Origin of the sequence: Bradyrhizobium sp. MOS001, from assembly GCF_004634465.1 — a bacterium.
GTDB classification, from domain to species: domain Bacteria; phylum Pseudomonadota; class Alphaproteobacteria; order Rhizobiales; family Xanthobacteraceae; genus Bradyrhizobium; species Bradyrhizobium barranii.
This window is the reverse complement of sequence record NZ_SPVJ01000001.1, coordinates 532,651-558,988: the sequence shown is the minus strand read 5'-3', so window position 1 is coordinate 558,988 and position 26,338 is coordinate 532,651. Positions and strand designations below refer to the sequence as shown.

Here is a 26,338-nt window from a genome sequence, read left to right as displayed (position 1 = left end):
AATTGTGCTACAAATCCCACAAGGAGATCGTTCCATGACTGTCACCATCCTGCCGCCCCACGCCGACCGTTTCCGCCTTCATCCGGTCGCGTCGCGCATCGCGCCGATGTTCTGCTTTGCACTGCTGACGGTGTCATGCGCGCTCGCGAGCTTCGCGCTTGCCTGCGCGACGCCGTTTGCGGCGTTCGCCGTCGTCGCCGCCGCGATGCTGCCGATGCGTCCGGCGCTGCTCGTCGTCACCGGCGCCTGGCTCGTGAACCAGACCATCGGCTTTGGCGTGCTGCACTATCCCATCGATGGCAGCACCATCGCCTGGGGCTTTGTCATCGGTGCTGCCGCGTTGCTGTCGACGGCAGCGGCATCGACCGTTCTCCGCCTGCTGCCGCAGGGCCGCACGCCGCTGATGCTGGCCATCGCGCTCGTCGCCGCCTACGCCGCCTATGAGCTCGCGCTGCTTGCCGCGACGCCGTTCCTTGGCGGAGAGGGCGCGTTCACTGCGGCCATCGTGACGCGCATCGGGCTGACCAGCGCCGTCTGGCTCGCCGGCCTCGTCGCCGCCTGCGAGATCGTCCGCCTGGTCGATCCGTTCGGGCGCGCGATGCGGAACGCGTAATGCTGGATGTGCGTCATCCCAAGGGTTGCGCGAGCCAGGCGGGAACTCCCGCATTCCACAGGGAACACCGCTTCCGGCCCGCAACGAATCGTTGACACCCGGCTGCATATGTCACCACATGTGGGCGTCACGGTTCCGCTGGATCGCAAGATTTAGTGGCTAAGAGGGAAGCCGGTGAACCGCGCGAGAGCGCGGAATTCCGGCGCTGCCCCCGCAACTGTCAGCAGCGAGCTGCTTCCGAACAATCGTCACTGGTGCCTTTCGCGCCGGGAAGACGGGAAGTGGGCGACGACCTGCGAGCCAGGAGACCTGCCGCGACGATCTGAACGTCCACGGGCGGGGTGTCCGGCGGTCGCTTGCACGCACCGCCCGGCAACTCTGCCGCCGGCGTTTCTGCAGCGTCCTTCCTTACAGCCCCGTTCAAACACAACGCGCGCATCACGGGGCCCTTTGATGTCACTCAACCTGCACGACGCGGACACCGCTTCCGCACCCATCGTTCATTTGCGTCCACAATCGCTTGCGCCTGCTTCGAGCGAGCCGGCCATGCAGATCATCCGTCGCAACGGCAAGGTCTCGCCGTTCGATTCCGCGAAGATCGCGGTCGCCATGACCAAGGCGTTTCTTGCGGTCGAAGGCACCAGTGCGGTCGCCTCGCGCCGCGTCCATGAGAGCGTGGAGCAGCTGACGGCCGAAGTCGTCGCTGCGTTGATGCGGCGGGCAGGCGAGGGACGCACCTTCCATATCGAGGATGTGCAGGACCAGGTCGAGCTCGCCTTGATGCGGAGCGAGCACCACAAGGTCGCACGCGCCTATGTGCTGTACCGCGAGGAGCGGTCGCGCCAGCGCGCCGAGGAGGCGGCCGCGGAAGCGACGCCCGCTGTCGCGCCGGCACTTCATGTCACGCTCGCCGACGGTTCGCGCGTTGGTCTCGACACCAAGCGGCTTGCGCTGATTATCGGCGAAGCCTGCGCCGGTCTCGACGGCGTCTCCGCGGCACCCGTGCTCACCGAGACCACCCGCAATCTCTACGACGGCATCAGCCAGGACGAACTGGCGCTGGCCTCGATCATGGCCGCACGCACGCTGGTCGAGCAGGAGCCGAATTATGCTTATGTCAGTGCGCGCCTGCTGCTGGACAAGCTCCGCGGCGAGGTGCTGTCCTATGTCCATGCCGGGCCGACCTTCGCCTCGCAGGCCGATATGGCTGTGCGCTATGCCGAATATTACCCGGCCTACGTGAAGACCGGCATCGTTGCCGAACTGCTCGATCCTGAACTGGCCCGCTTCGACCTCGGCCGGATCGCGGCTGCACTCAAGCCCGAGCGCGACCTGAACTTCCAGTTCCTCGGCCTCCAGACGCTGTACGACCGCTACTTCCTGCACGTCCGCGGCAAGCGGATCGAACTGCCGCAAGCTTTCTTCATGCGCGTCGCGATGGGTCTTGCGGTGCGCGAGATCGACCGAGAGGCCAGGGCGATCGAGTTCTACGATCTGCTGTCATCGTTCGACTTCATGGCCTCGACGCCGACGCTGTTCAATTCGGGTACGCTGCGTCCGCAATTGTCGTCCTGTTTTCTCACGACAGTCTCGGACGACCTCGACGGCATCTTCAAGTCGATCAAGGACAACGCACTGCTGGCAAAATATTCCGGCGGCCTCGGCAACGACTGGACGCCGGTCCGTGGGCTCGGCGCCCACATCAAGGGCACCAACGGCGAGAGCCAGGGCATCATCCCGTTCCTGAAGGTTGCCAACGACACCGCGATTGCCGTCAACCAGGGCGGCAAGCGCAAGGGCGCGGTCTGCGCCTATCTGGAGACCTGACACGTCGACATCGAGGAATTCCTCGACCTGCGCAAGAACACCGGCGACGACCGCCGTCGTACCCACGACATGAACACCGCCAATTGGGTGCCGGACCTGTTCATGCAGCGCGTCGATGCCGATGGCGAATGGACGCTGTTTTCGCCCGACGAGACGCCCGATTTGCACGATCTATACGGCGGGGCGTTCAAGACGGCTTACGAGGCCTATGAGGCCAAGGCGAAAGCCGGCGGCATGCGCGTCTTCAAGACCGTGCGCGCGAGCGACCTCTGGCGTCGCATGCTGACCATGCTGTTCGAGACCGGTCATCCCTGGATCACCTTCAAGGACCCCTGCAACCTGCGTTCGCCGCAGCGGCACGTTGGCGTGATCCACTCGTCGAACCTCTGCACCGAGATCACGCTGAACACCTCCGCCGACGAGGTCGCGGTCTGCAATCTCGGCTCCATCAACATGCTCAACCATGTCGGGCCTGATGGTGTCGACCAGGCCAAGCTGAAGCGGACGGTGACCACCGCCGTCCGGATGCTCGACAACGTCATCGACATCAATTTCTACACCATCCCGGAGGCGCGTCGCTCCAACATGCGTCATCGTCCCGTCGGGCTCGGCCTCATGGGCTTTCAGGAAGCGCTTCAGGTCCAGCGCATTCCGACCGCGTCCGACGCGGCAGTGGCGTTTGCCGACACCAGCATGGAGGCAATCTCGTTCCACGCGATCGAAGCGTCGTCCGATCTCGCCGCGGAGCGCGGACGCTATCCGAGCTTCGAGGGCTCGCTGTGGTCGAAGGGCGTCTTGCCGCTCGACTCCATCCAGCTTCTCGCCGACGCGCGCGGTGGTCTCGACGTCGATCGCTCCGCAACACTCGACTGGGATCGCCTCCGCGAGAAGGTCACGTCCAGCGGCATGCGCAACTCGAACGTCATGGCGATCGCGCCGACGGCGACGATCTCCAACATCTGCGGCGTCTCGCAGTCGATCGAGCCGAACTATCAGAACCTGTTCGTGAAATCGAACATGTCCGGCGACTTCACGGTCGTGAACGAGTTCCTGGTGCGCGACCTCAAGGCGAGGGGGCTTTGGGACGAGGTGATGGTCTCCGACCTCAAATATTTCGACGGCAGCGTCGGCCAGATCGACCGCGTTCCTGACGATCTGAAGGCGCTCTACGCCACCGCCTTCGAGATCGACAGCGCCTGGCTGATCGAGGCGGCCGCGCGCCGGCAGAAATGGATCGACCAGTCGCAGTCGCTCAACCTCTACATCGCCAATCCCTCCGGCAAGAAGCTCGACGCGCTCTACTGGCTGGCCTGGCGGCGCGGCTTGAAGACGACGTACTATTTGCGCTCGCGCAGCGCCACGCATGTCGAGAAATCGACGTTGAAGGGCACCGACGGAAAGCTCAATGCGGTGTCCGCGTCTGTGGCGGTGTCGCACGCGCCGATCGTGATCCCGACCGCAGCGGCACCGGACCTCGACGGCATCAAGGCCTGCCGGATCGACGATCCCGAATGCGAAGCGTGCCAGTGAGGAGATGACGATGCTCGACTGGTCCGATACCGAAACCACAGCAGCCGCTCCGGCCGCCTCAAGTCTAGCCACTGCACTGCGTCCGCAGAGCCAGCTCAAGCTCGAGCCGGCCGACCCGACCGGCCTAGGTGCGATCGACCGCGCCGGCGGCCGCGTCTCCGTCGACGAGAAGCGGATGATCAACTGCCGCGCCGACGTCAACCAGCTGCTTCCGCTGAAGTACAAATGGGCCTGGGAGAAGTATCTCTCAGGCTGCAACAATCACTGGATGCCGACCGAAGTTTCGATGCAGGCCGACATCGCGCTATGGAAGTCGCGGGACGGGCTGACGGAGGACGAGCGGCGCGCGATCAAGCGCAATCTCGGCTTCTTCGCAGCCTCTGAATCGCTCGTCGCCAACAACATCGTGCTGGCGATCTACCGTCACCTCACCAATCCGGAGTGCCGGCAGTACCTCCTTCGGCAGGCCTTCGAGGAGGCGGTGCACACCCACACCTTCCAGTATATCGTCGAAAGCCTCGGCCTCGACGAGGGCGAGCTGTTCAACATGTACCGCGAGGTGCCGTCGATCACGGACAAGGCGGCCTGGGCGCTCAAGCACACGCAGCACCTGGACGATCCGTCGTTCCAGACGGGGACGCCGGATAGCGACCGCGCCTTCCTGCGCGATCTCGTCGCCTTCTATGTCGTGTTCGAGGGGATGTGGTTCTATACCGGCTTCGCGCAGATCCTGTCGCTTGGCCGCCGCAACAAGATGGTCGGCATCGCCGAGCAGTACCAGTACATCCTGCGCGACGAGAGCATCCATCTCAACTTCGGCATCGACGTGATCAACCAGATCAAGATCGAGAACCCGCATCTGTGGACGGCGGCATTCCAGGACGAGGTTCGCGGCATGATCCGTGATGCGGCCGAGCTGGAGGCCGCTTACGGACGGGACACGATGCCGCGCGGCTTCCTCGGCCTGAATGCGGCGCTGTGCGAGCAGTACATGCACTTCATCGCCAACCGCCGCTGTGCGCAGATCGGGCTCGCTCCGGTGTTCGCCGAGGTCGAGAACCCGTTCCCGTGGATGTCGGAGGCGATGGACCTGAAGAAGGAGAAGAACTTCTTCGAGACCCGCGTCATCGAATACCAGAATGGTGGTGCGCTGACTTGGGAATAGCACCGATCATGACTATGCCGCGGGCGTGCCACCTGTGCTTAAACGGTGGCACGCGTGCGACAGCAGGGGGATGAGGTGGAGATCAGACGAGACGATCCGACGGCGCCCTATGTCGCCGACTTGTTGGCACATCATCTCGAGGAGCTGCGCAGCGTCATGGCCGAGCGCGCCTTCGCTCTCGATGCCACCGGCCTTTCGGCTGCCACCGTGACCTTCTGGACGGCTTGGCAGGACGATGTCCTGCTCGGGTTCGGTGCGCTGAAGGAGCTGGATCATACGCATGGCGAGGTGAAGTCGATGCGTGCCGCGCCGGCTGCGCGGGGCACCGGGGTAGGGCGCGCACTGCTGAGCCATATCATCGCTGAAGCCCGCAGGCGGCGTTACGTGCACCTCAGCCTGGAGACCGGCACGGCGGCCCTGCACGCGCCCGCCATCTCGCTCTATCGCAGCGCCGGTTTCGTCTCCTGCGCGCCGTTCGCCGACTATGAGGCAAGCCCGCACAACCAGTTCATGCGGCTCGACCTGACGGTTTGAGCTGGGCGCTTCGCGCTCATCACTCCCGCCTCAGGATGACGGGGTTGGTACTGCGGGCCGCCGCGACTCAGGTGAGGCACGCTCCGTTCCCGAGACCCGCGCTGGGGAGCGCCGGAGCGGCTTTGAAATCTCAGGTTGTGAATTGTCATAATCACGAGGGTATCGCAGTAAGCCAACCCGTGTCTTCCCGGTAACGATTGTGCTGTCCCTGCAACACTCATCTTGGATTAAACCCTTATCTCCGTCCGTTCGCATCAGCGCCGCTTTTTAGCCACACCCGAACATGAATAAAATCGCTCTAAAGTTTGAAGGGCATCGGCGGTCTTCGAAGGACGGGAAATCCCAAGGTCGATTCAAATCTTGGCTCTGATTTTTCGGGTCTGAAAGGGTTGGCCGGGGAAACTGGTTTGCGATGGACGCAAAGACCGACATCAAGCAGAGGCTGCCGAGCCGTCACGTGACGGAAGGCCCGACGCGCGCGCCGCACCGGTCCTATTTCTACGCCATGGGTCTGACCACCGAGCAGATCCACCAGCCCTTCGTCGGCGTCGCCTCCTGCTGGAACGAGGCCGCCCCCTGCAACATCTCCCTGATGCGCCAGGCCCAGGCGGTGAAAAAGGGCGTTGCATCCGCCGGCGGCACCCCCCGCGAATTCTGCACCATCACCGTCACCGACGGCATCGCCATGGGCCATGACGGCATGCGCTCGTCGCTGCCGTCGCGCGAGTGCATCGCCGATTCCGTCGAACTGACCGTGCGCGGCCACGCCTATGATGCGCTCGTGGGCCTTGCCGGCTGTGACAAGTCGCTGCCGGGCATGATGATGGCGATGGTCCGTCTCAACGTGCCCTCGATCTTCATCTACGGCGGTTCGATCCTGCCCGGCAATTTCCGCGGCCAGCAGGTCACCGTCCAGGACATGTTCGAGGCCGTCGGCAAGCACTCGGTCGGCGCCATGTCGGACGAGGACCTCGACGAGATCGAGCGCGTGGCGTGCCCCTCGGCGGGTGCCTGCGGCGCGCAGTTCACTGCCAACACCATGGCGACCGTCTCCGAGGCGATCGGCCTGGCACTGCCGTACTCGGCCGGCGCCCCGGCGCCGTATGAGATCCGCGACGCTTTCTGCACGACCGCGGGCGAAAAGGTCATGGACCTGATCGCCTCCAACCTCCGGCCGCGCGACATCGTCACGCGGAAGGCGCTGGAGAACGCCGCCGCCGTGGTCGCGGCGTCCGGCGGCTCGACCAATGCTGCACTGCACCTGCCGGCGATCGCGCATGAGTGCGGCATTAAGTTCGACCTGTTCGACGTCGCCGAAATCTTCAAAAAGACACCATATGTCGCGGATTTGAAGCCGGGTGGCCGTTATGTCGCCAAAGACATGTTTGAAGTAGGTGGCATACCGCTTCTGATGAAGACGCTGCTCGACAACGGATTTCTCCACGGCGACTGCATTACGGTCACCGGTCGAACGATCGCCGAAAACCTCAAAAGCGTTAAATGGAATCCGCACCAGGATGTGGTGCACCCGGCAGACAAGCCGATCACCGTCACCGGTGGTGTGGTTGGTCTGAAGGGCAATCTGGCGCCAGAAGGTGCGATCGTGAAAGTCGCGGGAATGTCTAACCTGAGGTTCACCGGTCCGGCGCGATGCTTCGACCGGGAGGAGGACGCCTTTGAGGCTGTCCAGAACCGCACCTACAGGGAAGGCGAGGTCATCGTGATCCGCTACGAGGGCCCCAAGGGCGGTCCCGGCATGCGGGAAATGCTCCAGACCACCGCGGCGCTGACGGGCCAAGGCATGGGCGGCAAGATCGCGCTCATCACCGACGGCCGCTTCTCCGGCGCCACCCGCGGCTTCTGCATCGGCCATGTTGGGCCGGAAGCCGCCATCGGCGGCCCGATCGGGCTGCTCGAGGATGGCGACATCATCGAGATCGACGCGGTCGCAGGTACCCTTAACGTAAAATTGAGCGACCAAGAGCTCGCCCAGCGCAAGACCAAATGGAGCGCTCGCGCGACTAACCACACGTCGGGTGCGCTCTGGAAGTATGCTCAGCAGGTTGGACCAGCGGTCGGTGGGGCAGTGACCCATCCGGGCGGCGCGCACGAGAAACAGTGCTATGCGGACATCTAGGCGTGCCATAGTTGCGTTTGTGTTGGGGGTCGGTGCGCTGGCCGCGCCGGCGCTCGCCTTTGACGGCTCGGCCAGCAAGGATGCGGCCCTCCCGGTCGTGACCACCTTGCCGGGCGCCGCGGGTGCCGTGCGCAGCAAGGTGGCGGCACCGGCGACCACGCCCCAGGAAACCTCGCTCAGCGCCCTGCAATATGCCGCCGAAGGCGGTCATCCCGGCGCTCAGTTCAAGCTCGGCCGCATGTATGCCGATGGCGACGGCGTCGCCCAGGACGATGTGCGCGCCTTCGAATATTTCAGCCGCATCGCCAATGCGCATGCCGAGGACAGCCCGTCGGCGCCGCAGGCGCAGGTCGTGGCCAACGCCTTCGTCGCGCTCGGCCGCTACTATCTGAGCGGTATCCCGAACTCGAAGATCAAGTCGGATCCGGACCGGGCGCGGGAGATGTTCTCCTATGCGGCCTCCTATTTCGGCAATGCGGATGCGCAGTACGATCTCGCCCGGCTGTATCTGAAGACCCCGGACGCCTCGCGCGAGGATTTCCGCTATGGCGCGCGCTGGCTCGGCCTTGCCGCCCAGAAGGGCCAGCACGAGGCGCAGGCGCTGCTCGGCCAGATGCTGTTCAATGGCGACCGCCTGCCGCGGCAGGCCGCGCGTGGCCTTATGTGGCTGACGCTGGCGCGTGACAGCGCCGGTATCGAGGAAACCTGGATCAAGGAAAGCTACAACCGCGCTTTCGCCAAGGCCTCGGACGACGACCGCGCCATGTGCCTGCAAATGCTGGAACAGTGGGTGCAGGGCGTTCAGGGCCGCCGGTAGTAGGTACCCCCGCCGGGTAGGTTAGCCCGCGGCTGCGCAAAGCGCAGTCCGCTGGCTGCGCGAAGCGCAGTCCGCCGGCGCCATCCAGCACCTCCAGGCATCTGCTCAAGCCGCCTCCAGATCCAGATCCGCCCATACCGGCACGTGGTCCGACGGCTTCTCCCAAGCCCGCACATAGCTGTCGATGCCGACATTGGCGAGCCGGTCGCTGGCCTGCGGCGACAGCAGCAGATGGTCGATCCTCAAGCCATGGTTCTTCTGCCAGGCGCCGGCCTGGTAGTCCCAGAAGGTGTAGAGCCCGGGCTCGTCGGTGACCGCGCGCAGCGCGTCGGTGAGGCCGAGGCCCAGCAGGGACTGAAAGCTCTCCCGCGTCTCGGCCTTGAACAGGGCGTCCTCGGTCCAGGCGGCGGGATTATGGACGTCGCGGGCATGCGGGATGACGTTGAAGTCGCCTGCGAGGATCAGCGGCTCCTCGGCCTTGAGGCGCTCCCTCGAATACTCAAGAAGCCGCGACATCCATTTGAGCTTGTAAGGATATTTCTCGGTCCCGACCGGATTGCCATTGGGCAGATAGAGGCAGGCGATGCGCAGCACGCCGTGCTTGAGCGTGACCACGCCCTCGAGGAAACGGGCATGAGCATCCTCGTCGTCGCCGGCGAGGCCCGACTTGGTCTCGTCGAATCGGAGCTTCGAGAGCAAAGCGACGCCGTTGAAGGTCTTCTGACCGTGGGTGACCACGTTGTAGCCCAGCGCCTCGATCTCCAGCCGCGGGAAGGCCTCGTCGACGCATTTGATCTCCTGGAGGCAGACGATGTCCGGCTGGCATTCCTTCAGCCAGGTCAGCAGCAGGTCGATCCGCTGCCGGACCGAGTTCACGTTCCAGGTAGCAATTCTGATGGGCATTGGTGGGGCTCCGGGCAGGGGCCATGGTTAGAACAAACTGCAAACGCGCCCGTCAAGGACGCCGCAAAATCTCCCACAAAATTAACCCGGCTTAAGCCGGGCTCGGGCCATTGATACCGAAAAGGTTTTTCGAATGGGATGGCCGGACAAATCCATGAAGCAAGCTGAGCCGCGCGACGGCCTGATCGGCGCGTTCCTGTACTGGCTCGGCGGCTTCGAGATCGAGGACGGCCTGACCGCCGATCTCAGCGAGCGCGAGCTGCGCCGCATCCGCGCCAAGCAGATCGACGCGGTGATGCGCGCGATCCCGGTGACCATGGCCGTCACCATGCTCAACGTCGCCATTGTGCTGATCCTGTTCTGGGGCAGGGGCTGGAACGATTTCCTCGCGATCTGGGGCATGACCCTCGCCGTCACCGCCTCACTTGCCGTGCGCGCGTGGCGGCGGTCGCATCAAAGCCCGCCGCAGGAAGCGTCACCGCGCGCCGCGCGGCAAATGCTGCGGCAGGCGTTCTTCCTCGCGGCGATCTGGGGCACGCTGCCGCTCGCGCTGTTCAGCCGGGTCGAGCCGACCAGTCAGCTCATCCTGGCCTGCCTGATGGTCGGCATGATGTCCGGCGGCGCCTTCACGCTGTCGACCTTCCCGCGCGCGGGCCTCGTCTATCTTGCGACCGTGACGATGGCCTGCGCCGGCGCGCTGTTCTTGTGCGGCACCGGCCCGTATCTGCTGACCGCGGTGTTCCTGCTGCTGTTCGCGTTCTTCATGGCGCGCAACATCGTCTCGCAGGGCAATCTGTTCCTCGGCAATCTCAAGGCCCGGCTCGAGCTCGAACGTCAGACCGAGATCATCTCGCTGCTGCTGAAGGACTTTCAGGAGAACGCCAGCGACTGGTTGTGGCAGACCGACGCCGAAGGGCATCTCGTCGACGTGCCCCAACGCTTCGCCGAAGTGGCGCAGCTTCCGCTTCCGCTGCTGAAGGGCTCGCATTTCGTCGACGTGCTCGACATGCTCTGTCCCGACGACAAGAGCGCAGCCTACAACGTCGTCGGCCTGATGGAGCAGAGCGAGCCGCTGCACGAGATGAACCTCAAGGTCGTCGCCGGCGGCGAGGCGCGGCTGTGGTCGCTCACCGCGAAGCCGGCCTACGACCGCGACGGCCAGTTCCTCGGCTATCGCGGCTTCGGCCGCGACGTCACCGAGCGCTGGCGTGCGGAAAAGGCGGAGGCCGAGAGCCGCGCGAAGTCCGACTTCCTCGCGGTGATGAGCCACGAGATCCGCACGCCCATGAACGGCGTGCTCGGGCTTGCCAGCATGCTGCTGGAAACCAGGCTCGATCCGGAGCAGCACGAGGCCGTCACTTCGATCCGCGAGTCCGGCGACAATCTCCAGCGCATCCTCAACGATATCCTCGATCTGTCCAAGCTCGAGGCCGGACGCTTCGCGTTCGAGGCGATCGACTTTGCGCCGCAGGCGCTGGTCGAGACGGTTGCGACCGTCGTGCGCGCAGGCGCCAAGAGCAAGGGGCTCGCCGTCAAGGTCGAGCTCGACCCGAACCTGCCGCCGACGCTGCGCGGTGATGTCGCGCGGATCCGGCAGGTGCTGCTCAACCTCGCCTCCAACGCGGTAAAGTTCACCGACGAAGGCGAGGTGACGATCAAGGCCACCTGCCAGGCGCGCCGCGATCTGCTTGCGACCGTCGAATGGACCGTGACCGACAGTGGCATCGGCATCGCGCCTGAGAAACTCGGGGAGCTGTTCTCCGACTTCGCGCAGGCCGACGCCTCGATCAGTCGCCGCTTCGGCGGCACCGGGCTTGGGCTTGCAATCTCCCGGCGCATCATCGAGCAGATGGGCGGCACCATCGGCGTCACCTCGACGCCGGGCGAGGGCTCGACCTTCCGCTTCACGCTGGTGCTGCCCTGGAGCCAGGCTCAGGCCTCCGACCAGGCCGCGGGCAGCGATGAAGCCGACGAGCTCAAGGCGCGGATCGCGGGGCTCGACCGGCCGCTGAAGGTGCTGGTGGCCGAGGACGACGCCGTCAACCGCATGGTCGTGACCAAGATGTTGGGGGCGTTCGAGGTCGAGCTGCGCGTCGTCACCGACGGCGTCCAGGCGGTCGAGGCTGCATCGGAGAGCGATTACGATGTCGTGCTGATGGACGTGCGCATGCCGGACATGGACGGCCTTGCCGCGACGCGGGCGATCCGCGCGCAAGGCGGGCGCTTCGAAGCCTTGCCGATCGTCGCGCTGACCGCCAACGCCTTCCCCGAGGACGTCAAGATCTGCCGCGAGGCCGGCATGTCGGATTTTTTGGCAAAGCCGTTGCGTAAGCCCGCACTCGCCGCCGCCTTGCTGCGCGCGCTCGACGGCCACATGATGTCGGAGGACGCGTCGCTTCAGCCGGAGCTGACGCCGCTTGATGTCGCGTGGACGGACGAGGAAAGGCAGATGACCGGCATCTAGCCGGTCAGATCGAGAAGCTGGTCCCGCTGAGCTACTGGCGCGTGCGCCGGCAATGTAACGCGGCGCCGCTACAGTTTTCCATAGACGCGCCCGGCGACCGCCTTCAGGCGTTCGACCGAGGCGGACTCGGGATGCGGCTTGACCGGCGCGAACAGGATCGAAGCCTGCCTGCCGTTCTTCCAGACATAGATGTTGACGGCGTTGCCGTTGCCCTTGGTGCAGGAATGCTCGCCGAACGCTTCACTGCCGAGCTCGGGTATCGCCAAATGTTTGCACGGGCCCGCGCGCTTCATCACGCTGATGACGGTGTCGCGCGACATCGCGATCACCGCGACGGTCATGGTGTTGGCCTCGCGATCGAACATCATGCAGCTGCCGGCGCCGGTCCGCTGGACCGTCAGCGTGCTCTTGTCGAGAAAGCCGTCGGCATCCGCGGCCGTGAGCCACTCGCAATTGCCAAACCGCTCGCTGCTCTTGCTCACGTTGGCGATGGCAACGCGCGCGGCTTCGGTGATCGGCCCGAGCAGCGCGTCGTCGGCACGCCGGCCGATCGGATAGACGCTGATCTGCAGAATGTAATCGCCGGACAGGGCGACGACCGAGGCCTCCTGGCGCTCCGCGCCGGCGGTGCTCGTTCCGCCCTGGCCTTCGTCGCCGATCCCCGCGACTGCGTTCAGCGGCATGCGCTCACCAAGCGTCTTGACGAAGGTCGCGTACAATTCCCTGGCGCGGTCCTTGTCGGGATTGCGGAACACGGTCAACATCATCGTGTCGCCGCGCCCGCCCTGGTAGATGCAGCCGCGGCCGTCCTGATTTGAAATCAGTGACCATTTGAGCGCCGGCATCGCACGGGCGAGCTCCTGGGCGCTGATGAACGGGCAGGTTTCGGCCGCGCGCGCGGGAAGCACCGGGACGGCTGCGATTGCAAGGAATAGAGCGAGGCAAGAGAACAGACGATCAATAATGCGCATTGGATAATTTAATACCGCTATTGGCGCCGCTGACGAGATTTAAGCTTTCTAGAATGATTGGACAGGGGCCGCTTCGGCGTCAGACTGTATCGGACGGACCCGCCGAGCCCCCTTGGGGACCTCGCGATGATCACAAATTACCCCTGATTTGCCCGACGCGTCAAACGATTTTCGTAAAGTCCGAAATGCATCGTGCCGGCTCCCGGCTACTTTGCATGGGGTTGTTTTTCAGATTTTAAGTCGGGCTAGATCGAGAAGCTGGTCCCGCACCCGCAGGACGCCGTCGCATTGGGATTGTTGACGCGGAACGAGGCGCCGATCAGATCGTCGACGAAATCGACCTGCGAGCCCGCCAGGAACGGCTGGGAGGCGGAATCGACCAGCACGACGGCATTCTCCTGCTCGATCACAAGATCGTCGTCGGTGCGGTCGCGGTCGATGTCGAATTTGTACTGGAAGCCCGAGCAGCCGCCGCCCTCGACGGAGATGCGCAGCATCGCGCCAGAACCTTCGCCCTTGAGGATCTCCCCAATCCGGCGTGCGGCGCGGTCACTGATGGTCACGTCAGTCGTCATAGCTCGTCTCCGATAGTCCCGCGGTCATACCAACTTCACTTGCCCAATTCATTTGGTATCCCGCGTCCGGCATAGTTAAGTGCAAGCATACGCAGAATCAAATGGATAGGGACTAAATTCGTCGTGTCCGTCGGAATGGCAGCCCCCCGTGCGCCCTATGCCTGCGACCCCGACCGCAGCCGCGGCCGGCTGGTCGTGGAGCCGCCGAGCCGGACCCGCAGCCCGTTCCGGCGGGATTGCGACCGGGTGATCCATTCCACCGCGTTCCGCCGCCTGAAGTACAAGACCCAGGTCTTCGTGTTCCACGAGGGCGACCACTACCGCACCCGGCTGACCCATTCGCTGGAGGTGGCGCAGATCGCTCGCGCCCTGGCCCGGCAGCTCGGGTTGGACGAGGACCTCACGGAAACGTTGGCGCTGGCTCATGATCTCGGCCATCCGCCGTTCGGCCACGCCGGCGAGCGGGCGCTGGATGCCTGCCTGAAGGATTTCGGCGGCTTCGACCACAACGCCCAGACCTTGCGGGTCGTCGCGTCGCTCGAGCATCGCTATCCGGAGTTCGACGGTCTCAACCTGACCTGGGAGTCGCTGGAGGGCATCGTCAAGCACAACGGCCCGCTGACGGATCGCAGCGGCGCGCCGGTCGGGCCCTATCGCGAGCATGGCATTCCGGTCGGCATCGCCGACTACATCAAGACCTACGATCTCGAATTGTGGAGCTTCGCCTCGCTGGAGGCGCAGGTCGCCGCGATCGCCGACGACATCGCCTATGACGCCCATGACATCGATGACGGTCTGCGCGCCGGCCTGTTCCATCTCGATGATCTCAAGGTGATGCCGCTGACCGCGGAGATCATCGCCGAGACCTCAGCGCATTATCCCGATCTCGAAGACGTCCGGCGCGGCGCCGAGCTGGTGCGCGAGCTGATCTCACACCTGATCGGTGCGGTGTATTCGGAGGCGCAGAAGAACCTCGCCGTCGTAAAACCGCAATCAGCCCAGGACGTGCGCCGGCAGAGCCGGGCGCTGGTCACGTTCCCGGCGGCGGTTGCCGAGGAGGAGGCCGCCATCAAGCGCTTCCTCTATCAGCACATGTACCGCCACAAGCGGGTGATGCGGGTGATGGGGGAGGCGGAACAGATTCTGTTCGACCTGTTCGCAAAATACCTGACATCCTCCGGTGAGCTGCCACCGGAATGGCTGCTGGGGGCGGAGGCGGACAATGAGGGCGACCGGGCCCGCCGGATCGGCAATTTCATTGCCGGAATGACCGACCGTTTCGCCCTGACCGAGCACCAGCGGCTCTTTGACTCGACCCCGGATTTGCGTTAGGCGGCGGCCATGCCCGACACATCCTCAGCACTGCACCTGTTCGCCGACGTGCTCGCACGCGTGCACGCCGCCTGCCGCGCGCTCGCAGCGGACGCCAACTGGCCCGAGGGTATCGATTTCTCGCGCGTGGTGGTCGAGCCGCCGCGCGACGCCTCCCATGGCGACATGGCGACCAACGCCGCCATGGTGCTTGCGAAAGAGGCAAAGGCAAAGCCCCGCGACCTCGCCGAGCAGATCGCCGAGCGGCTCCGTGCCGACGTGCTGATTGCCAAGGTCGATGTCGCCGGTCCCGGCTTCATCAATCTGACGCTGAAGCCGGCCGCCTGGGCCGAGGCGTTGCGGACGGTGCTGCGCGAGGGGGCCGACTACGGCCGCGTCCGCGGTGGCTCCAAGGTCAATGTCGAATACGTCTCGGCGAACCCGACCGGACCGATGCATGTTGGCCATTGCCGCGGCGCCGTGTTCGGCGACGCGCTGGCAAGCCTGCTCCAGTTCGGTGGCCACGACGTCACCCGCGAATACTACATCAACGATGCCGGTGCGCAGGTCGACGTGCTCGCGCGTTCCGCCTTCCTGCGGTACCGCGAGGCACTTGGCGAAAGCATCGGCGCGATCCCGGAAGGGCTGTATCCCGGCGACTATCTGAAGCCGGTGGGCGCGGCGCTGGCGAAGGAGCACGGCGACAAGCTCCTTGCGATGAGCGAGGCCGAGTGGCTGCCGACGGTACGCGCCAAGGCGATCGCGATGATGATGGACGAGATCAAGGACGATCTCGCAGCCCTCAACATCCGCCACGACGTGTTTTTCTCCGAGCGCTCGCTGATCGAGACCGGCAACAACAAGGTTGCCGAGACCATCGATTTCCTGAAGGCCAAGGGCGACATCTATGAAGGCCGCCTGCCGCCGCCGAAGGGCGCGCCGGTCGAGGATTGGGAAGACCGCGAGCAGCTCCTGTTCAAGGCGACCGCTTACGGCGACGATGTCGATCGTCCGCTGATCAAGTCGGACAATTCCTACACCTACTTCGCCTCGGATATCGCCTACCACAAGAACAAGTTCGATCGCGGCTTCGCCGAGATGATCGACGTCTGGGGCGCCGACCATGGCGGCTACATCAAGCGGATGCAGGCGGCGGTGAAGGCGACGACATCCGGCAAGGGCGCGCTCGACGTCAAGATCGTCCAGCTCGTGAAGTTGCTGCGCAACGGCGAGCCGGTGAAAATGTCGAAGCGGAGCGGGGACTTCGTCACCTTGCGCGAAGTGGTGGATGAGGTCGGCCAGGACGCCGTCCGCTTCATGATGCTCTACCGCAAGAACGATGCGGTGCTCGACTTCGACCTCGCCAAGGTCATGGAGCAGTCGCGCGACAACCCGGTATTCTACGTCCAGTACGGCCACGCCCGCGGCCACTCGATCTTCCGCAACGCCCGGGCCGAGGTGTTCCCGGAACTGCCTGAGGATACCGGCAAGCGGATCGCGTGGCTCGGCGAGTCGGCGGTGGAACGGCTGTCGGACCCGGTCGAGCTCGAGCTGCTCAAGCGCCTCGCAATTTTTCCGCGCATGCTGGAGGCCGCCGCCGCGGCCCATGAGCCGCACCGAATTGCCTTCTATCTCTATGACTTAGCGAGCGAATTTCACGCACTTTGGACGAAGGGGCGCGATTTGCCCTATTTACGCTTCATTATCAATAATGATGCAGATCTTACAAAGGCGCGACTGGCCATGGTCCAGGGCGTCGTCTCTGTCCTGGCATCGGGCCTCGCCATCCTCGGCGTCCATGCTCCGGACGAGATGCGGTAGTTTGGGGCGAACTACTTAAGGGGAATTTTGGGGGTAACCGGCAGAAGCCGGACCGCTTAGACTTGGTTGAATGCCTTGTGGGTCGAAAGCCGCGCCTTGGTCGAGGGGCGCGCGGCTTTCCCGAAGGGACGCATCATCACGATGGCCGAACGATATCAGGACAGAACGTTTCCTTCCGATGGCTATGGTCGCGGTGGCGATCAGCATGGGAAGGCGGACAACGATCCCTTGGCCGAACTCGCCCGCCTGATCGGACAGACCGATCCATTCGCAGCGCAGGGACGGCCGAGCGCGCAGCCGCCGGCATCGCCAACGCAGAGCTATCAGGACCACGACTATCCGCAGGACGACTATCGGCAGGATTATGCCGAGCAGGCGCCGCCGGCTCAGCCCGGGCCGCCCTCATGGATGCGGCGCGCCAACGTGCAGCCGCAGCCCGCGCCCGAGCAGCCCGACTATCCCGTTTCTGTGAACCCGGTTCATCCATTGCACCGCTATTCAGCTCAGCCGACCGCGCCCGAGCCTGATTTCCATCAGCCGCAGGCCTATCAGGACCACGCTTACCAGGATCAGGCCCATCAAGCGCAGGCCTATCAGGATCAGGCCCATCAGGGCCGCGCTCACCAGCAGCATGATCAGGCTTACCAGGAGCAAGCCTATCAGGAGCCGCATCAGCCACCTGATCCGGCACGCTACGACGATGCGCTTTATGGACGGCTGGAGGGCGGCGAGCAGGATTATCAGCGCGATCCCGCCTATCCGGACGATCCTTACGCGTTCCAGAGCGACTATCCCGAGGCCGATCTCGACGAGCCGAAGAAGCCGCGCGGCGGCATGATGACGGTCGCAGCGATCCTCGCGCTTGCCGTGGTCGGCACTGGCGCGGCCTTCGCCTACAAGACCTATGTCGGTTCGCCTCGCAGCGGCGAGCCGCCGATCATCAAGGCGGACAACACGCCGACCAAGATCGTGCCGGCGCCGATCGACTCCTCGGCCAAGGTGCCGGATCGCATGGCGAGCGGCGATGGCTCCGAGAAGATCGTGCCGCGTGAAGAGGCGCCTGTCGACGTCGCTGCCAAGGCGGGCGGTCCGCGCGTGGTGTTCCCGCCACTGAACCAGAACGCGAACCCGCCAACGGTCGCGAGCGTGTCGCCGTCCACGATCCCGCCGCCAAGCGCGGGTCCAATCCCGAGCAACGGCACGCTGCCGGCCAACACGCCGCGCTCGATCAGGACTGTGGCCGTGAGGGCCGATCAGACCGATAGCACCGCGCCGCAATCCGCGGCCGCCAAGCCGGCGGCAGCCGCGCCGAAGCCCGTTGCCGGGCCCGCCGCACCGCCTGCGCCGCGCAATCCGCCGACTTCGGCCAATGCCAGTGCCAACCAGCCGCTCTCGCTTGCGCCGCAATCGACGCCGGTTGCGGAGGTGCCGCAGCGGATGGCTGCGACCAACCCGACGCAAATCACGCCCGCCAGCAATGGTGGTGGCGGCTACGTCGTGCAGGTCTCCTCGCAGCAGAGCGAGGACAGCGCGGCCGCGTCCTACCGGGTGCTTCAGAGCAAATATGGCAGCGTGCTTGGATCGCGCTCGCCGGTGATCAAGCGGGTCGATCTGACCGACAAGGGCAAGGGGGTCGTCTATCGCGCTTTCGCCGGACCCTATGGTTCGGCCGAGGAAGCGACGCAGGCTTGCAACAGCCTGAAGTCCGCTGGCCTGTCAGCCTGCTTCGTCCAGAGGAATTAACGGCCGTTTCCTTGACCCCCTCGCGGGGCAGGGTTAATCGGCCGTTATGAGCACGCGGGCCTTCATTACCGGTGTATCCGGAACGGAACTAACCGCCGCCGAGCGGGAGTTTATCCGTGCCGAACGCCCATGGGGCTTCATCCTCTTCAAGCGCAATGTCGAGGCGCCGGCTCAAGTTGCTGCGCTGGTTGAGGAATTGCGGGCGGCTGCGGGCGCGGCTGACGCGCCTGTCCTGATCGACCAGGAGGGGGGCCGGGTGCAGCGGCTGGGCCCGCCGCACTGGCCGGTCTATCCGCCGGGCGCGATTTTCTCGACCTTGTACGACGCTGATTCGGTACTCGGATTGACGGCTGCGCGCCTCAGCGCCCGGCTGATTGCGTCGGATCTCACCGATCTTGGCATTACCGTGGATTGCTTGCCGCTGGCTGACGTGCCGGTGCCGGGTGCCGACGCCGTCATTGGGAACAGGGCTTACGGCACTGAGCCGGGCAAGGTTGCCGCGATCGCGCGCGCGGTCACCGAGGGCCTGGAGCAGGGCGGCGTGCTGCCGGTTCTGAAGCACATTCCCGGACATGGACGCGCCACCGCCGACACCCATTTCAAACTGCCGACGGTCGATGCTCCGAGGGATGAGCTCGACCGGACCGACTTTGCGGCATTCAAGCCGCTGGCCGACCTGCCGATGGCCATGACTGCACATGTTGTGTTTAGCGCGGTCGACCCCGCCCATCCGGCGACGACTTCTGCGACAATGATCACTCAGGTGATTCGCGGCGTGATCGGGTTCCAGGGTTTGTTAATGAGTGATGACGTGTCGATGAACGCGCTGTCGGGGGATATCGCCGAACGGACCCGCGCCATCTTCGCGGCCGGCTGCGACATGGCCCTGCATTGCAACGGCAACATCGAGGAGATGCGCGAGGTCGCCGGCCAGACACCTGAGCTGTCCGGCACGGCGCTGGCGCGCGCGAAGGCCGCACTTGCGTCGCGCAAGGCACCGCAGCCGTTCGACCGGGTGGCCGCACGCGCCGAACTGGACGCATTGATCGCACGGGCAAACACGGCATCCGCATGACCGCAGAAATCCTATCGTTTGAAACCGGGCGGCCTGCAGAGCTCGCCGAGGGTGAGCCGGCGTTGGTTGTGGACGTAGAGGGCTATGAGGGCCCGCTCGACCTGTTGCTCGCGCTGGCGCGGCAGCAGAAGGTCGATCTCGCCAAGATCTCGATCCTGGCGCTGGCCGACCAGTACCTCCACTTCATCGAAGCCGCGCGAAAGATCCGGCTGGAGCTTGCCGCCGATTATCTCGTGATGGCGGCTTGGCTTGCCTTCCTGAAGTCGCGCCTGCTGCTGCCGGAGCCGCCCAGTGCGGAAGGCCCGAGCGCAGAAGAGATGGCGACCGCGCTCGCCAACCGCCTGCGCCGGCTGGAAGCCATTCGCGAAGCCGCCAACCGGCTGATGAACAGGCAGCAATTGCTGCGCGACATCTTCCCGCGCGGCGAGCCAGAGCAGATCGCGGAGATCAAGCACCCGAAATACACCGCGACGCTGTACGACCTGCTCACCGCCTATGCCGCGCAGCGCCAGTCGCGCGTGCTGGCGAGCGTGCATCTGGCCAAGCGCACGGTGTGGTCGCTCGCTGAGGCACGCGCCACGCTGGAGCGGCTTGTCGGCAGCATCAGCGAACAGGACGACTGGGGCGTTCTCGACGACTTTCTGCTCCGGCACGTTGCCGATCCGACGCAGCGCGCGACGGTGCTCGCCTCGAGCTTTGCGGCTGCGCTCGAACTGGTGCGTGAAGGTCAGCTCGAGTTGAACCAGAAAGAGGCGTTCGCGCCCATCTATTTCCGGAAGGGGCGCCCGAAACCGGTCGTGGACGCAGCTCCTGCGCCTGATGCGCCGGTCGGTTAAGTGCAAGAAGGAGAAGCTACCATGGCAAGCCTGGCTGAAGTGCGGGTAGAAGAGGCCGAGCCGATGGAGAACGAGTCCCAGGCACGTCCTGAAGAGCTGCGGCTGCTGGAAGCGCTGCTGTTTGCTTCGAATGAACCGCTGGACACCGCGACGCTGGCCAAGCGCATGCCTGATGGGGTCGATGTCAAGGCTGCGCTCGAACAGCTCCAGGCCGACTATGCCTTGCGCGGCGTCAATCTCGTGCGCGTCGCCAACAAATGGACCTTCCGTACCGCCGGCGATCTCGCCTGGCTGATGACGCGGGAGAGCACCGAGACCCGCCGCCTGTCGCGCGCCGCGATCGAGGTGCTGGCGATCATCGCCTATCACCAGCCGGTGACGCGCGCCGAGATCGAAGAGATCCGCGGCGTCGTCACCTCGAAGGGCACGCTCGACGTGCTGCTGGAGACCGGCTGGATCAAGCCGCGCGGTCGTCGCAAGACGCCCGGCCGCCCCTTGACCTTCGGAACCACCGAGGACTTCCTGTCGCAGTTCACCCTGGAACAGCTTGGCGATCTGCCGGGCCTGGAGGAGCTGAAGGGCACGGGCCTGCTGGATTCGCGCCTGCCGACCGGATTCAGCGTGCCGACCCCGTCGGATGACCCGCAGCTGCGCGAGGACGAGGATCCGCTGGAACCGGGCGAGGACCTGGATCTGGCGCTGGCGCCTGCGGTCGAGCCCGAGACGCCGGAAGGCGGCAATGAGGGCGGCGAGGGTGGCAGCGAGGACTGACGTCCCGGCCGCTTAGAGGCTCCCTGCGACCAGTTAACACTGGCAAGATTACGTAGCGCCAACAGCGAATTGGCGCTGCCTTGGTCCTTGTTTTTGAGGCCTGCCAAGCCTAGGTTTCCGGGAAGATCGGCCGGGTCCCCGGCCAAGTGTGTTTGGAGGGTTGCAGGATGGGTTCGCTTAGCATTTGGCACTGGATCCTGGTGATCGCAGTCGTCCTGCTGCTGTTCGGCCGCGGCAAGATTTCGGATCTGATGGGCGACGTGGCCCAGGGCATCAAGGCCTTCAAGAAGGGCATGCAGGACGACGACAAGGTCGCCGACAAGCCCGAGCCGGCCAAGTCGATCGAGCACGCCGCCGCGCCGCCGACCGCGGCCCGGTCCGACGTCGGCAGCAAGGCCGTCTGAGTAAGCGTACGCGAGACGCGGGTGACGGCGCCGATCCTAAGCGCGAAGGATTGGGCCGGTCGCGGCTGGCGTGAACGGAAGGCCTCATGTTCGACATCGGGTGGAGTGAACTGGTCCTGATCGGGGTCGTGGCTCTGGTCGCCATCGGCCCGAAAGAGCTGCCGGGCGTGCTGCGCATGGTCGGGCAGTGGATGGGCAAGGCCCGCAAGATGGCTGCCGAATTCCAGGGCCAGTTCCAGGAAGCGATGCGCGAGGCCGAAATGGCCGACCTCAAGAAGAGCTTTGACGAGGTCAAGGAAGCCGCTTCCGGCTTTGCCGGCAACAATCTGATGACCTCGCTCCAGAAGGATGTCAGCGACGCGCTCCGCGTCGATGCGCTGGACAAGCCGGCCGAGACCACCACGACCACCGCCGTCGAAGCGCCGGCGACTTCAAGCGAAGCGCTGGCGATTTCAACCGAAACGCCGGCGACACCGACCACGCCGGAAGCGCCGACGCCCGAGACCTTCGTGGAAGCCGAGGCGCATGCGGCCGTGAACGAGCCGCTCGCGATCACCCGCGAGGTCGAGCAGGCCCAGGTCATTCAAGACACTGCGACACCTGAGGCGATCAAGGACGTCAAAGCGTCATGAGCGACGCCGATATCGAGGCCAGCAAAGCCCCTCTGATGGACCACCTGATCGAGCTGCGATCGCGGCTGATCAAGGCGCTGCTCGGCTTCGGCGTGGCCTTCATCTTCTGCTTCTTCTTCGCCAAGCAGATCTACAACGTGCTGGTCTGGCCGTTCGTGTGGGTCGCGGGTCCCGAGAATTCGAAGTTCATCTACACGGCGCTGCTGGAATATTTCATCACCCAGCTCAAGCTCGCGTTATTCGGCGCCGGCTTCATTTCGTTCCCGATCGTCGCGACGCAGATCTACAAGTTCGTCGCGCCCGGACTCTACAAGCACGAGAAGCAGGCCTTCCTGCCGTATCTGGTCGCCACCCCGTTCTTCTTCGTGCTGGGCGCGGCGCTGGTCTATTTCGTGGTGCTGCCGATGCTGGTTCGCTTCTCGCTCGGCATGCAGCAGGCCGGCAGCGACGAGACCGCGCAGATCCAGCTCCTGCCCAAGGTTGGCGAATACCTGTCGCTGATGATGTCGCTGATCTTCGCCTTCGGCATCGCCTTCCAGCTTCCGGTGATCCTGACGCTGCTCGGGCGTATTGGGATCGTGACCTCGAAGATGCTGCGCGAGAAGCGCCGCTATTTCATCGTCATCGCCTTCGTCATCGCGGCCGTTCTGACGCCGCCCGACGTGCTGAGCCAGTGCTCGCTGGCGATCCCCCTGCTCCTGCTCTACGAGGGCTCGATCATCGCGGTCGGGATGGTGGAGAAGAAGGCGGCGGCGTCGAAGGCCGCCACCGGCACTGATGTGTCGACGCCGGCTAATCCGGCGGAGTAGGGCGCCACGTCCACCGGTGTCATTCCCCGCGAAGGCGGGGAATCCAGTACGCCGCAGCCTCTCGGGGAATCACGGGCGCCTCTGGAATACTGGATCGCCCGCTTTCGCGGGCGATGACAGCTGTGCTAGGGGGAACGCGCTGACGTACAACGTTCGCCGTTGTAGGTTTATGCGCTGATCCAGGACCACCGCCATGCACGACATCAAATCGATCCGCGACAATCCGCAAGCCTTCGACGCCGGCCTCGCCAGGCGTGGCCTGAAGCCGTTGTCGGCGTCGCTGCTCGCGATCGACGAGAAGCGGCGGGCGGCGATCCTGGCCTCGGAGCAGGCGCAGGCGCGGCGCAATGCGGCCTCCAAGGAGATCGGCGACGCCAAGAAGGCGAAGGATGACGCGCGTGCCGCCAAGCTCATGGCGGAGGTCGCCGAGCTCAAGACCACGATGCCGCAGCTCGAAGCCGTTGCGAAAGCCGCCGACGAAGAGCTTGCCACGGCGCTGTCGGCGATCCCCAATCTGCCGCTCAGCGAGGTGCCCGACGGCGTCGACGAGCACGGCAATGTGCAGCGCCATGTCTTCGGCAACCGGCGCAACTACGCGTTTGCGCCCAAGCCCCATGATGATCTCGGCGGCGCGCTCGGTGACATGGATTTCGAGACGGCGGCCAAGCTCTCCGGCGCGCGCTTCGTCGTGCTGAAGAAGGGGCTGGCGCGGCTCGAACGCGCGCTCGGCCAGTTCATGCTGAATCTGCACATCGACGAACACGGCTATACCGAGATCAATCCGCCGCTGCTGGTCCGCAACGAGATCATGTTCGGCACGGGACAATTGCCGAAATTCGAGGATGACCAGTTCTGGGCGATCAAGGGCGAATTGCTCGCCGCACCCGATCTGGAGCGGCTGCGGACGGAGCGTCTCGGCATCATTCCGACAGCGGAGGTGGCGCTTACCAACCTCGTTCGCGAATCCATCCTCGATGAGAAGCAGCTGCCGATGCGCTTGACTGCGCTGACGCCGTGCTTTCGCGCGGAGGCGGGCGCCGCAGGACGTGATACCCGAGGCATGATCCGCCAGCACCAGTTCACCAAGGTCGAGCTGGTGTCGATCACGACGCCGGAGACCAGCAAGGACGAGCATGAGCGGATGCTGGCATGTGCCGAGGAAGTGCTGCGCCGGCTCGATCTGCATTACCGTGTGATGACGCTTTGCACCGGAGACATGGGCTTTTCGTCGCAAAAAACCTATGACATCGAGGTCTGGATGCCCGGGCAGGGCGAGGGCGGCGCGTTCCGCGAGATCTCGAGCTGCTCGGTCTGCGGTGACTTCCAGGCCCGTCGCATGGACGCCCGCTCGCGCGGTCCGGACGGCAAGCCACGATTCGTGCACACGCTGAACGGCTCCGGCACCGCGCTCGGCCGCGCGCTGATCGCCGTGATGGAGACTTATCAACAGGAGGACGGCTCGATCGCCGTCCCCGACGTGCTCCAGCCCTATATGGGCGGGCTGAAGGTGGTCGCGCGCGAGTAGGGCGTTTTCGAGCGAAGTGGATACCGGTTCGCGTCGAGAATGCGCGTCAAACAAGATAAAAATCTGAAGTCCCGTTCCGATTCTATCGGAACGCGAACCCGGTGCGTGTTGCCCGGCTGTCACGCAGAAACGTTTGGTTGCGAAGATCGGGCGGCTGGTTATTCTGCCGGCCATCCGACAATGCGAACTCACTGTTCATGGCCTTGCACAGCGACATCTTCTGGGTCGGCAGACAATGGGCGGTGACAGGTGCCGGTATCCAGGCTGTCGATCAGCGTCTGCGTGGTGTGCTCGACATCGCGATCGCGCGGCTCTGGGATGACGATCTCGTGTGCAGCCGGCGGGCCAAGCCCGGCGTGAATGCTGCGGATTTCGACAAGGCGCTGACCGTGGCGCGCGAACGCTTTCCGCAGACGCGGGAGCCGGAGCCGATCCTCGCGCAATTGGAGGCGCTCGGGGTGATCGAGGCTCCGGTTGTGAGCCTGGTGGTGCCGGCGATGAAGCTGCGCGCGGAAGGCAGGCTCGCACGCTTCCTGCCGCAATGGCGCATCCGCAGGTAGCAGGACCAGGCTGGGAACCCGCCGCCGGACCCAGTCGGCCGGTTTGCCTGATCGGCCCCGGCCGGATAAGACGGCTCAGACCCGCTTCAGGAACGATTTTTAATATGCGCATTCTCTGCACCAATGACGACGGCATTCACGCCCCCGGCCTCAAGGTCGTGGAGGAGATCGCACGCGCATTGTCCGACGACGTCTGGGTCGTGGCGCCCGAGCTCGACCAGTCCGGCGTGTCGCATTCGCTCTCGCTGAACGATCCGCTGCGCCTGCGCGAGGTCGGACCAAAGCACTTCGCCGTGCGCGGCACGCCGACCGACTGCGTCATCATGGGCGCGCGCCATATCCTCGGCACCAAGCCACCGGACCTCGTACTGTCCGGCGTCAACAAGGGCCGCAACGTCGCCGAGGACGTGGTCTATTCCGGCACCATCGCCGGCGCGCTGGAGGGCACCATCCTGGGGCTGCCGTCTTTCGCCCTGTCGCAGGAGTTCAGCGTCGAGACGCGCGAGCGCCCGCTTTGGGACACCGCGCTCAAATTCGGACCCGACATCCTGCGCAAGGTGATCGCCGCCGGCATCCCGAAGGACACCGTCATCAACGTCAATTTCCCGGCATGTACACCGGAAGAGGTGCTCGGCATCCGCGTCACGCGCCAGGGCAAGCGCAATCTCGGCTTCCTCAGGATCGACGAGCGCAGGGACGGCCGCAACAATCCCTATTTCTGGATCGGCTTCGAGCGTGCCGCGATGATGGATACGCCTGCCGAAGGCACCGATCTGGCGGCGCTGCGCGAGCGCTATGTCTCCGTCACGCCGCTCCGGCTCGACCGCACCAATGAGGCGTTTTCCGAAGCGCTGAGCGCGACGCTGAAGTAATCGCTAGCCGCCGCGAAGGGCGGCTTCGATGGTCTTGCCGAGCGCGTCGAGCTGGAACGGCTTCTGCAGAGCCGGCCGGTCGCGGTACTGCTCGGGCAGGCCGGAGGAGCCGTAGCCGGTGGCGAAGATGAACGGGCAGCCCTTCGCCCTGATGACATCGGCGACCGGAGAGATGACCTTGCCGTTGACGTTGACGTCGAGGATGGCGATGTCGAACTCGGTCGCCTGGGCGAGCCGCAGGGCCTCGGTGATATCGCCGGCCTCGGCAGCCACCTTGTAGCCGAGCTCTTCGAGCATATCCGCGACCATCATCCTGATCATCACCTCGTCCTCGACGAGGAATACAGAGCGGCCCGAAGGTCCGGTCGCGGTCATAGTCGTTGAGTCCTTGCCCATTTGCGGAAAACGTTCGCAGATAACGCGAATCGACGCAATGCGCGTTT

22 protein-coding genes, 1 pseudogene and 1 riboswitch are annotated in these 26,338 nt (G+C 64.8%); of the genes and pseudogenes, 19 read left to right on the top strand and 4 right to left on the bottom strand.

Going from position 1 to position 26,338, the window contains the following annotated elements; genetic code table 11:
• Window positions 1-34: 34 nt before the first annotated feature.
• From CT676_RS02685 to CT676_RS02660, 6 genes and pseudogenes are all read left to right on the top strand, one after another.
• Entirely contained in the window at window positions 35-613 is a 579-nt protein-coding gene (locus CT676_RS02685; RefSeq protein ID WP_135213756.1) for a hypothetical protein, read from the top strand.
• Window positions 614-726: 113 nt separating this feature from the next.
• Window positions 727-945: riboswitch (cobalamin riboswitch) on the top strand.
• Between the two features lie 121 nt (window positions 946-1,066).
• Window positions 1,067-3,970 (top strand): annotated as a pseudogene (locus tag CT676_RS02680) (ribonucleoside-diphosphate reductase subunit alpha).
• A 10-nt stretch (window positions 3,971-3,980) separates the two neighbouring features.
• Complete coding sequence (locus tag CT676_RS02675; RefSeq protein WP_135213755.1) at window positions 3,981-5,135, top strand: ribonucleotide-diphosphate reductase subunit beta; 1,155 nt, start codon at window positions 3,981-3,983, stop codon at window positions 5,133-5,135.
• A 75-nt stretch (window positions 5,136-5,210) separates the two neighbouring features.
• On the top strand, window positions 5,211-5,669 hold the full coding sequence (locus tag CT676_RS02670) for a GNAT family N-acetyltransferase (RefSeq protein WP_135213754.1): 459 nt from the start codon (window positions 5,211-5,213) through the stop codon (window positions 5,667-5,669).
• A 412-nt stretch (window positions 5,670-6,081) separates the two neighbouring features.
• Entirely contained in the window at window positions 6,082-7,806 is a 1,725-nt protein-coding gene (gene ilvD, locus CT676_RS02665; RefSeq protein ID WP_071913594.1) for a dihydroxy-acid dehydratase, read from the top strand.
• Window positions 7,793-8,623 (top strand): tetratricopeptide repeat protein, encoded by an 831-nt coding sequence (locus CT676_RS02660; protein WP_071913596.1) that lies wholly within the window; start codon window positions 7,793-7,795, stop codon window positions 8,621-8,623. Before ilvD ends, CT676_RS02660 begins: the two co-directional genes overlap by 14 nt.
• Before the next feature lie 105 nt (window positions 8,624-8,728).
• Here CT676_RS02660 and xth read toward each other — a convergent pair whose 3' ends face one another.
• A complete protein-coding gene (xth, locus tag CT676_RS02655) occupies window positions 8,729-9,526 on the bottom strand; it encodes an exodeoxyribonuclease III (RefSeq protein WP_135213753.1) in 798 nt (265 codons plus the stop codon).
• A gap of 133 nt (window positions 9,527-9,659) precedes the next feature.
• On the opposite strand from xth, the gene CT676_RS02650 reads away from it, so the two are divergent.
• Window positions 9,660-11,990 (top strand): ATP-binding protein, encoded by a 2,331-nt coding sequence (locus CT676_RS02650; protein ID WP_135213752.1) that lies wholly within the window; start codon window positions 9,660-9,662, stop codon window positions 11,988-11,990.
• 68 nt (window positions 11,991-12,058) lie between these two features.
• Here CT676_RS02650 and CT676_RS02645 read toward each other — a convergent pair whose 3' ends face one another.
• Together CT676_RS02645 and erpA are read right to left on the bottom strand one after the other, a co-directional pair.
• A complete protein-coding gene (locus CT676_RS02645; protein ID WP_135213751.1) occupies window positions 12,059-12,961 on the bottom strand; it encodes a hypothetical protein in 903 nt (300 codons plus the stop codon).
• A gap of 245 nt (window positions 12,962-13,206) precedes the next feature.
• The gene (erpA, locus tag CT676_RS02640; protein WP_014495044.1) at window positions 13,207-13,536 is read right to left on the bottom strand and encodes an iron-sulfur cluster insertion protein ErpA; all 330 of its coding nucleotides are present in this window, start codon (window positions 13,534-13,536) and stop codon (window positions 13,207-13,209) included.
• A gap of 123 nt (window positions 13,537-13,659) precedes the next feature.
• On the opposite strand from erpA, the gene CT676_RS02635 reads away from it, so the two are divergent.
• The 12 genes from CT676_RS02635 to surE all read left to right on the top strand — a co-directional run bounded on the left by CT676_RS02635 (window position 13,660) and on the right by surE (window position 25,895).
• Entirely contained in the window at window positions 13,660-14,868 is a 1,209-nt protein-coding gene (locus CT676_RS02635; protein ID WP_135213750.1) for a deoxyguanosinetriphosphate triphosphohydrolase, read from the top strand.
• 9 nt (window positions 14,869-14,877) lie between these two features.
• Complete coding sequence (argS, locus tag CT676_RS02630) at window positions 14,878-16,668, top strand: arginine--tRNA ligase (protein WP_135213749.1); 1,791 nt, start codon at window positions 14,878-14,880, stop codon at window positions 16,666-16,668.
• A gap of 141 nt (window positions 16,669-16,809) precedes the next feature.
• The gene (locus CT676_RS02625) at window positions 16,810-18,411 is read left to right on the top strand and encodes an SPOR domain-containing protein (protein WP_135213870.1); all 1,602 of its coding nucleotides are present in this window, start codon (window positions 16,810-16,812) and stop codon (window positions 18,409-18,411) included.
• Between the two features lie 46 nt (window positions 18,412-18,457).
• Window positions 18,458-19,486 (top strand): beta-N-acetylhexosaminidase, encoded by a 1,029-nt coding sequence (gene nagZ / locus CT676_RS02620; protein WP_135213748.1) that lies wholly within the window; start codon window positions 18,458-18,460, stop codon window positions 19,484-19,486.
• Entirely contained in the window at window positions 19,483-20,322 is an 840-nt protein-coding gene (locus tag CT676_RS02615) for a ScpA family protein (RefSeq protein ID WP_063983110.1), read from the top strand. Before nagZ ends, CT676_RS02615 begins: the two co-directional genes overlap by 4 nt.
• 21 nt (window positions 20,323-20,343) lie before the next feature.
• A complete protein-coding gene (gene scpB, locus CT676_RS02610) occupies window positions 20,344-21,093 on the top strand; it encodes an SMC-Scp complex subunit ScpB (RefSeq protein WP_063983111.1) in 750 nt (249 codons plus the stop codon).
• Between the two features lie 167 nt (window positions 21,094-21,260).
• Entirely contained in the window at window positions 21,261-21,497 is a 237-nt protein-coding gene (locus CT676_RS02605; protein WP_028156107.1) for a twin-arginine translocase TatA/TatE family subunit, read from the top strand.
• Between the two features lie 86 nt (window positions 21,498-21,583).
• Complete coding sequence (gene tatB, locus CT676_RS02600) at window positions 21,584-22,129, top strand: Sec-independent protein translocase protein TatB (protein ID WP_135213747.1); 546 nt, start codon at window positions 21,584-21,586, stop codon at window positions 22,127-22,129.
• The gene (tatC, locus tag CT676_RS02595) at window positions 22,126-22,938 is read left to right on the top strand and encodes a twin-arginine translocase subunit TatC (protein WP_063983113.1); all 813 of its coding nucleotides are present in this window, start codon (window positions 22,126-22,128) and stop codon (window positions 22,936-22,938) included. Before tatB ends, tatC begins: the two co-directional genes overlap by 4 nt.
• Before the next feature lie 193 nt (window positions 22,939-23,131).
• Window positions 23,132-24,463, top strand: a complete 1,332-nt coding sequence (serS, locus tag CT676_RS02590; protein WP_135213746.1) for a serine--tRNA ligase — start codon at window positions 23,132-23,134, stop codon at window positions 24,461-24,463.
• A gap of 197 nt (window positions 24,464-24,660) precedes the next feature.
• Complete coding sequence (locus CT676_RS02585) at window positions 24,661-25,023, top strand: hypothetical protein (protein WP_135213745.1); 363 nt, start codon at window positions 24,661-24,663, stop codon at window positions 25,021-25,023.
• A gap of 104 nt (window positions 25,024-25,127) precedes the next feature.
• Window positions 25,128-25,895, top strand: coding sequence for a 5'/3'-nucleotidase SurE (gene surE / locus CT676_RS02580; RefSeq protein ID WP_063983116.1), 768 nt, complete (start codon window positions 25,128-25,130; stop codon window positions 25,893-25,895).
• Between the two features lie 3 nt (window positions 25,896-25,898).
• Here surE and CT676_RS02575 read toward each other — a convergent pair whose 3' ends face one another.
• On the bottom strand, window positions 25,899-26,270 hold the full coding sequence (locus tag CT676_RS02575; RefSeq protein ID WP_028152469.1) for a response regulator: 372 nt from the start codon (window positions 26,268-26,270) through the stop codon (window positions 25,899-25,901).
• Window positions 26,271-26,338: the final 68 nt, after the last annotated feature.